This is a genomic window from Candidatus Nealsonbacteria bacterium, assembly GCA_019923625.1.
Taxonomy (GTDB): Bacteria; Patescibacteriota; Minisyncoccia; order Minisyncoccales; family RBG-13-42-11; genus JAHXGN01.
This window is the reverse complement of sequence record JAHXGN010000010.1, coordinates 8,821-14,756: the sequence shown is the minus strand read 5'-3', so window position 1 is coordinate 14,756 and position 5,936 is coordinate 8,821. Positions and strand designations below refer to the sequence as shown.

The 5,936-nt window shown below is 35.7% G+C and carries 6 protein-coding genes and 1 tRNA gene; all 7 read left to right on the top strand.

The genetic code is table 11. From position 1 onward, the window contains the following. Positions 1–275, top strand: a 275-nt coding sequence (locus tag KY055_01835; GenBank protein MBZ1345355.1) for a phage holin family protein, incomplete at its 5' end; no start/stop codon positions are given. A gap of 29 nt (positions 276–304) precedes the next feature. Further along, positions 305–835: a zf-TFIIB domain-containing protein gene (locus KY055_01830; protein ID MBZ1345354.1), complete on the top strand. Its 531-nt coding sequence runs from the start codon at positions 305–307 to the stop codon at positions 833–835. A gap of 2 nt (positions 836–837) precedes the next feature. Next, positions 838–924, top strand: a tRNA-Ser gene (locus KY055_01825). A gap of 186 nt (positions 925–1,110) precedes the next feature. Further along, positions 1,111–1,323, top strand: a complete 213-nt coding sequence (locus KY055_01820) for a helix-turn-helix domain-containing protein (GenBank protein MBZ1345353.1) — start codon at positions 1,111–1,113, stop codon at positions 1,321–1,323. 2 nt (positions 1,324–1,325) lie between these two features. After that, a complete protein-coding gene (locus tag KY055_01815; GenBank protein MBZ1345352.1) occupies positions 1,326–2,531 on the top strand; it encodes a hypothetical protein in 1,206 nt (401 codons plus the stop codon). A gap of 171 nt (positions 2,532–2,702) precedes the next feature. Beyond that, a complete protein-coding gene (gene dnaG, locus KY055_01810; protein MBZ1345351.1) occupies positions 2,703–4,502 on the top strand; it encodes a DNA primase in 1,800 nt (599 codons plus the stop codon). A 7-nt stretch (positions 4,503–4,509) separates the two neighbouring features. Next, positions 4,510–5,811, top strand: coding sequence for a sigma-70 family RNA polymerase sigma factor (locus KY055_01805; GenBank protein ID MBZ1345350.1), 1,302 nt, complete (start codon positions 4,510–4,512; stop codon positions 5,809–5,811). Positions 5,812–5,936: the final 125 nt, after the last annotated feature.

The window sequence follows — 5,936 nt, the reverse complement described above, 5'->3', positions numbered from 1 at the left end:
CCTTTTGGCAATCCTTGCTGTTAGCCGGCCTTGTTTTGGGTCTGATTAATTTCTTTATCAAGCCGATCTTAAAATTAATTACTCTGCCTTTAAGAATTTTAACTTTAGGCCTTTTTGGTTTAATAATCAATATGGCAATTATCTGGATGATTGATGTTTTATTTCCGGAATTAATTATTCAAGGAATTATTCCTCTTTTTTGGACCACTCTTATTGTTTGGACAATAAACTTTCTTTTAGGAAACAACGTTCCCAGAAAATGGAGTCAGAACTAATTTGACCGCTCTTCAAAATTCGTAAAATTATGCTCTGCCCTTTTTGCAAACAGTCATTGGAAAAAATAATTTTTTATAATGTTGAAATAGATTACTGTCCTGCTTGTCTTGGTCTTTGGTTTGAGGAAGATGAATTAAGAACTGCCAAAGACACTAAAGATAAAAATATAAGATGGCTGGACATTGACCTTTGGGAAAAAAAGACCTCATTTAAAATCTCTCCCGGGCAAAAACTTTGCCCTATTTGCCGTTTCCCGCTTTACGAAGTAGATTATGGGGACTCTCAAATCAAAGTTGACCTCTGCAATTTATGTTATGGTATTTGGTTAGACAGGGGAGAATTTAAAAAAATTATTGAATACTTAAAAAACAGGGCTAATTATGAAGTTTTGAATAATTACACTAAAAATCTCGTTCAGGAATTTTGGGAAATTTTTATCGGGCCGGAAACCCTGAAAGAAGAACTCCTGGATTTTCTGATTATTCTAAAACTTCTCAATTATAAATTCATTATCCAGCACCCAAATATCAGTAAAGCCATTTCTCAATTGCCCAAATAAACGGAGGGGTCGGATAGTGGTTTATTCCACATGCTTGGAAAGCATGCGAGCGCAAGCTCTCGTGGGTTCGAATCCCACCTCCTCCGCCAGTTGGGAAAAGAGGTTGCTGGCTCGCCCGCTACGCGGGCGAGCCAGCCATTTTTCGGGGAAATTTCAAGCCGTTTTGAATTCAGTAGGGCCAAAAGCGGGCTTTTCTTTCTCTTGATTGTTTTGTTTTTATTTGTTATCATATACTTGTATAGAATTATAGCAGAACAATTTAATGTTATCAAATTATGGAAAATAATCAAGAAAATAAACTGGGAAAAAAGATAAAATCATTTCGGCTTAAACTTGAACTTTCACAGGACGAATTTGCCAGAAAAGCTGATATTCCTTACACCACGCTAACTAAAATTGAAACCGGCGTTATTAAGAAGCCATCAATCCAGACTGTTATGAAAATTGCCAGTGGTTTGGGAATAAGCATTGATGATTTAATGAAATAACTATGGAAAATTTTGAAATGCCGCAACAACCGAATAAACCAGAAGCAATTAAACCAACTGTGGTTGAAAAAGAAGTAGCCAAGCCATCTTTAGAAATTGTCAATGAACAAAAAGAAAAAGAGTGCCGACAACATGAGCGAGATTTAGTTGTCGAAAATCCTGAATTTGTAGGGATTAATTTTGATCATGATTATATTGTTGATGCAAGAAATTTTTGGTCGCAAGAACGATATCTTCAGTATATACAGGAAAGAGATGGGCAGATTTCAGATAAGATACGCTCTGCCGTAGAATCTGGCCAAGCTCAAAAAATACTTTCAGAGAAAAGAGAGAAGGAGGTTAGTAAAAAATCATCCTTTGATAAATATTTATCTAGTTTTGAGGGGAAATTACAACATGTTAGAGTTCATCCCGCTGGAGAATTATCGCCAATTGCTCCATCTCAAGCGCTTGAGATTAAACCAGACGGAACTTTCGATGTTGTAATTGCTCCAGAATTTGTCGATCAGATAAAAACGCTCCAAGAGCAAACTGGCGATTTAACTCTTGTAGTTCAATTTTATGATCATCGTCGCGGCAAAGAAAAATCATCTGATGTTCCTGAAACACAAGAACAGGTAGAACAATATGTTGCTATTTGTGAAAAGATTATTGAAAGTATTGGAGATGGTGTTCAGCTAGAAATAGGAAATGAAACCAACATTTCAAGAAGCACTGGCGCAATGTTCGCAGATAAATTACAACATGCCAGTCATGTAAACTCTACTGAATACAGTACGTTTTTCTTTGAAGTAGCAAAGAAAATAAAAGAAAAAAGTCCAACAGTAAAACTTTCAATTGCTGGTGTTGCTTGTTTTGACCCAACATATTTAAGAGAAGTTTTGACTGAAGTTAGACGAATACAAACAGAAGCCGGAATAGATAACGCACTAGTTGATACCATTAGCTTTCATCCATATAGAAAAAAACCAGATAGTGGGTCGATTGAAGTAAAAAATGGTAATTTTACTGTTAGCGAACTAGATTACGAAAGACAAATGGAAGAAATGCAAAAAATTGCTTCAGAGTTTGGCGTAAGGCTAAATGTTGGTGAAATTAATTTTCCATTTTCCGACCCGGAACAAGAGACAAAACTTGAGCAAGCAGTTTCTTTAACAGTAAAAAAAGGAATCGTATCTTTAATATATCCGGGAGTTAATGTTCATTAATTTGCCGCCAAAGAGGAAAATCAGTTATGATTTTACTTGTGGGTTATCGCCAAAGAAAAATCAGAGCACATAAGATTTATGTGCTCGACTGAGCACTAAAAGTTTTTAGTGCTCTGGCTTGAAATCGTCCAATCCGCTAATCTAAAAAATAGATTAATTTATTTTTTAAACATGAGTCAAATTGAAGAAATTAAAAACCGGCTGGACATTGTTGAGGTTGTCGGCAGTTATCTTAAACTTCAAAAAACCGGAGCCAATTATCGGGCTCTCTGTCCCTTTCATTCAGAGAAAAAACCTTCTTTTTTTGTTTCGCCGACCCGCCAAATCTGGCATTGTTTCGGCGGTTGCGGAACCGGAGGAGACATCTTTAAGTTCGTTATGCAGATTGAAGGGGTGGAGTTTGGCGACGCTTTAAGAATTTTAGCTCAAAAAGCCGGAGTTGAGCTTAAACGGCAAACGTCGGAATATAAAGAATGGCAAACAGAAAGAAACCGGCTTTATGAAGTTTGCGATTTGGCAACCAGGTTTTTTGAGAAACAACTAGAAGAAAGCAAAACGGGAAAAGAGGCGAAAAAATATCTTTTAGCTCGGGGAATCAAAGAAGAAAGTATAAAAAAATGGCGGCTGGGTTATGCTCCAGAAAGTTGGCGGGGATTATCTGATTTTTTAGTTAGCCAAGGATATAATAGAGAAGAAATAGTTAAAGCCGGTTTAGCTATACCCAAAGAACAAACCCAATCAGATTTAGAATTACAAACTACAAACTACAAACTACAAACTAATTTTTATGACCGATTCCGGGATAGAATTATTTTTCCGATTTTTGATTTAAATTCCAAGGTGGTTGGCTTTGGCGGTCGGGTTTTTAAAGAAAAAGACGAACAAGAGACGGCAAAATATATTAACATTCCCAATACTCTTTTGTATGACAAAAGCCAAATCTTATACGGTCTTGATAGGGCTAAAATAGAAATCAGGAAAAAGGACTCTTGTATTTTGGTTGAAGGTTACACCGATGTCATTATGTCTCATCAGACAGGGATTGAAAATGTGGCGGCTACTTCCGGCACGGCTTTAACGTCCCATCAATTGAAAATTTTAAAAAGATATAGCGAAAATTTAATTTTGGGTTTTGATATGGATATTGCCGGTGAATCGGCTTCAAAAAGAGGAATTAATTTAGCCCAGAATCAGGGATTTAATATCAAGGTTATCCGGTTGCCCGAAGGAAAAGATGCGGCAGAAACTATTGTTCAAAATCAAGAAGATTGGATAGAGGCTGTTGAAAACCCAAAATCAATTATGGAGTTTTATTTTGAATCAGCTTTTTCCAAAAAAGATTCAAAGACCTCGGAGGGAAAAAAAGAGATTTCCAAAACTTTACTTCCGGTTATTAAAAGAATTCCCAATCAAATTGAAAGGTCTTTTTGGACCCAAAAATTAGCCAAGGATTTGGAAGTTAAAGAAGAAGACATTTTTCAGGAGATGAAAAAAGTCAGATTGGAGGAAGAAATTTACGGCTTGGAACCGGAAGAAATAATCAACCTTCCCCAAAAAGGGAGAAAGGAACTTTTGGAAGAAAGATTATTAACTTTAATTTTAAAATCACCCTCCGATTCCCTCAACCTTTTAACCGAAGAGGACTTGGATTTTTTTTCTCCTCAAACCTGCCAACTTATTTCCCGGTTGAAAAAAGAAGAGAAGCCGGAAAATTTGCCGACAGAATTATTTAATTTATTGAATCATCTTTCTTTAAAATCAGAGATTGAATTAGAGGGTTTATCTCAAGAAGATTGTAAAATTGAATTTCAGGAATGCCAAAAAGAAATTAAAAACCTGGAAATTAAAAATAAATTAGACAGAATTTCTTTAGAAATTAAAAAAGCCGAAGAAGAAAAAAATTTTCCCAAAATTGAAGAATTAATTCAAGAATTCAATTATTTGGCAAAACAATTAACCAGATTCCAATAAAAAATCTATGGTAAAAATAAAAAAGAAAAAAATCAAGACAATCCACCGGCCGGCGGACAAAAAGAGAAAAATCAAAAAAGTAAAAATTAAAAAAACAAAAAAAAACCGAAAAATTAAAAGCGGTCAAGTTCGCCGGGGCAGGCCCCGAAAAAAAGCAAGCGCCCTACAAGGTAGGCCCAAAAAAGATTACGTCGGAACCCTGAAAAAGAGCAAGCGCCTTACAAGACAGGCAGGTGGGGTGCGGGGCAAGATTTTTTTGAACGATAAAATTCAGACACTAATTCAAAAAGGGGGTGACCGGGGGTTTGTTACTTTTTCTGAAATTTTATATTTTTTCCCCCGAGCGGGAAAAGACATCAAAAGTTTGGAATTGCTTTATGAAATTTTAGAAAAAGAAGGAATTAAAATCAAAGAAAGCAAAGAATTTTTAACTCCGGTTAAATCGTTAAAAAAGGGAAAAAAGGGAAAAGAAAAAACAATAAAAATAGATCCGATTCAACTTTATCTAAAAGAAATTGGTTCTTATCCTTTTATTTCGGCTGATGAAGAAAAAGAATTGTCAAAAAAAATTGAAAAGGGAGATGAAGAAGCCAGAAAAAAATTAGCCCGAGCCAACTTACGTCTTGTTGTCTCCATTGCCAAAAGATATATTGGCCGGTCTCCTCACTTAACTCTTTTGGACTTAATTCAAGAGGGAAATCTGGGATTATTCAGAGCAGTGGAAAAATTTGATTGGCGAAGGGGTTACAAATTTTCAACTTATGCTACTTGGTGGATTCGTCAAGCCATAAATAGGGCTTTAGCCGACCAGGCCAAGACCATTAGAATTCCGGTCCATATGGTAGAGACAATTTCCAAATATACTCAAATAAAAAGACGACTTTTGCAGGATTTGGGCAGAGAACCCCTGGCAGAAGAAATTGCTGCTGAGATGGGAATTGAAGTGGAAAAGGTTTATCAAATTATGAAAATTTCTCAAGAAGCGATTTCTTTGGAAACACCAGTAGGAGATAGTGAGGAAGATAGTATTTTGGCTGAATTTATTGAAGATAAAAAAGTTATTTCACCATCTTTGGAGGCGAGTAGAAACTTATTAAAAGAAAGATTAAAGGAAATTTTAGTTGATTTAACACCCAGAGAACAAAAGATATTAATAATGAGATTCGGTTTGGATGGTGGAGTTACCCACACTTTAGAAGAGGTTGGCCAAGAATTTAAGGTGACCAGGGAAAGAATTCGCCAGATTGAAGCCAAATCTCTTGAAAAAATCAGGGAACATGATAAGCTAAGAAAATTGAAAGATTATTGATAAATTTTTAATTAGTATTATTATTAATTAATATTCCGCAATGGGGTAACATCGAGGCAGAGAGTTTATAAAAACAAAAATAAAATATTCCGCGGTGGCGCAATGGTAGCGCGGGTGCCTGTAAA

Coding starts and splice junctions, on each gene's coding strand:
- dnaG (MBZ1345351.1), top strand. CDS start 2,703: ATGAGTCAAATTGAAGAAATTAAAAACCGGCTGGACATTGTTGAGGTT.
- KY055_01805 (MBZ1345350.1), top strand. CDS start 4,510: ATGGTAAAAATAAAAAAGAAAAAAATCAAGACAATCCACCGGCCGGCG.
- KY055_01820 (MBZ1345353.1), top strand. CDS start 1,111: ATGGAAAATAATCAAGAAAATAAACTGGGAAAAAAGATAAAATCATTT.
- KY055_01815 (MBZ1345352.1), top strand. CDS start 1,326: ATGGAAAATTTTGAAATGCCGCAACAACCGAATAAACCAGAAGCAATT.
- KY055_01830 (MBZ1345354.1), top strand. CDS start 305: ATGCTCTGCCCTTTTTGCAAACAGTCATTGGAAAAAATAATTTTTTAT.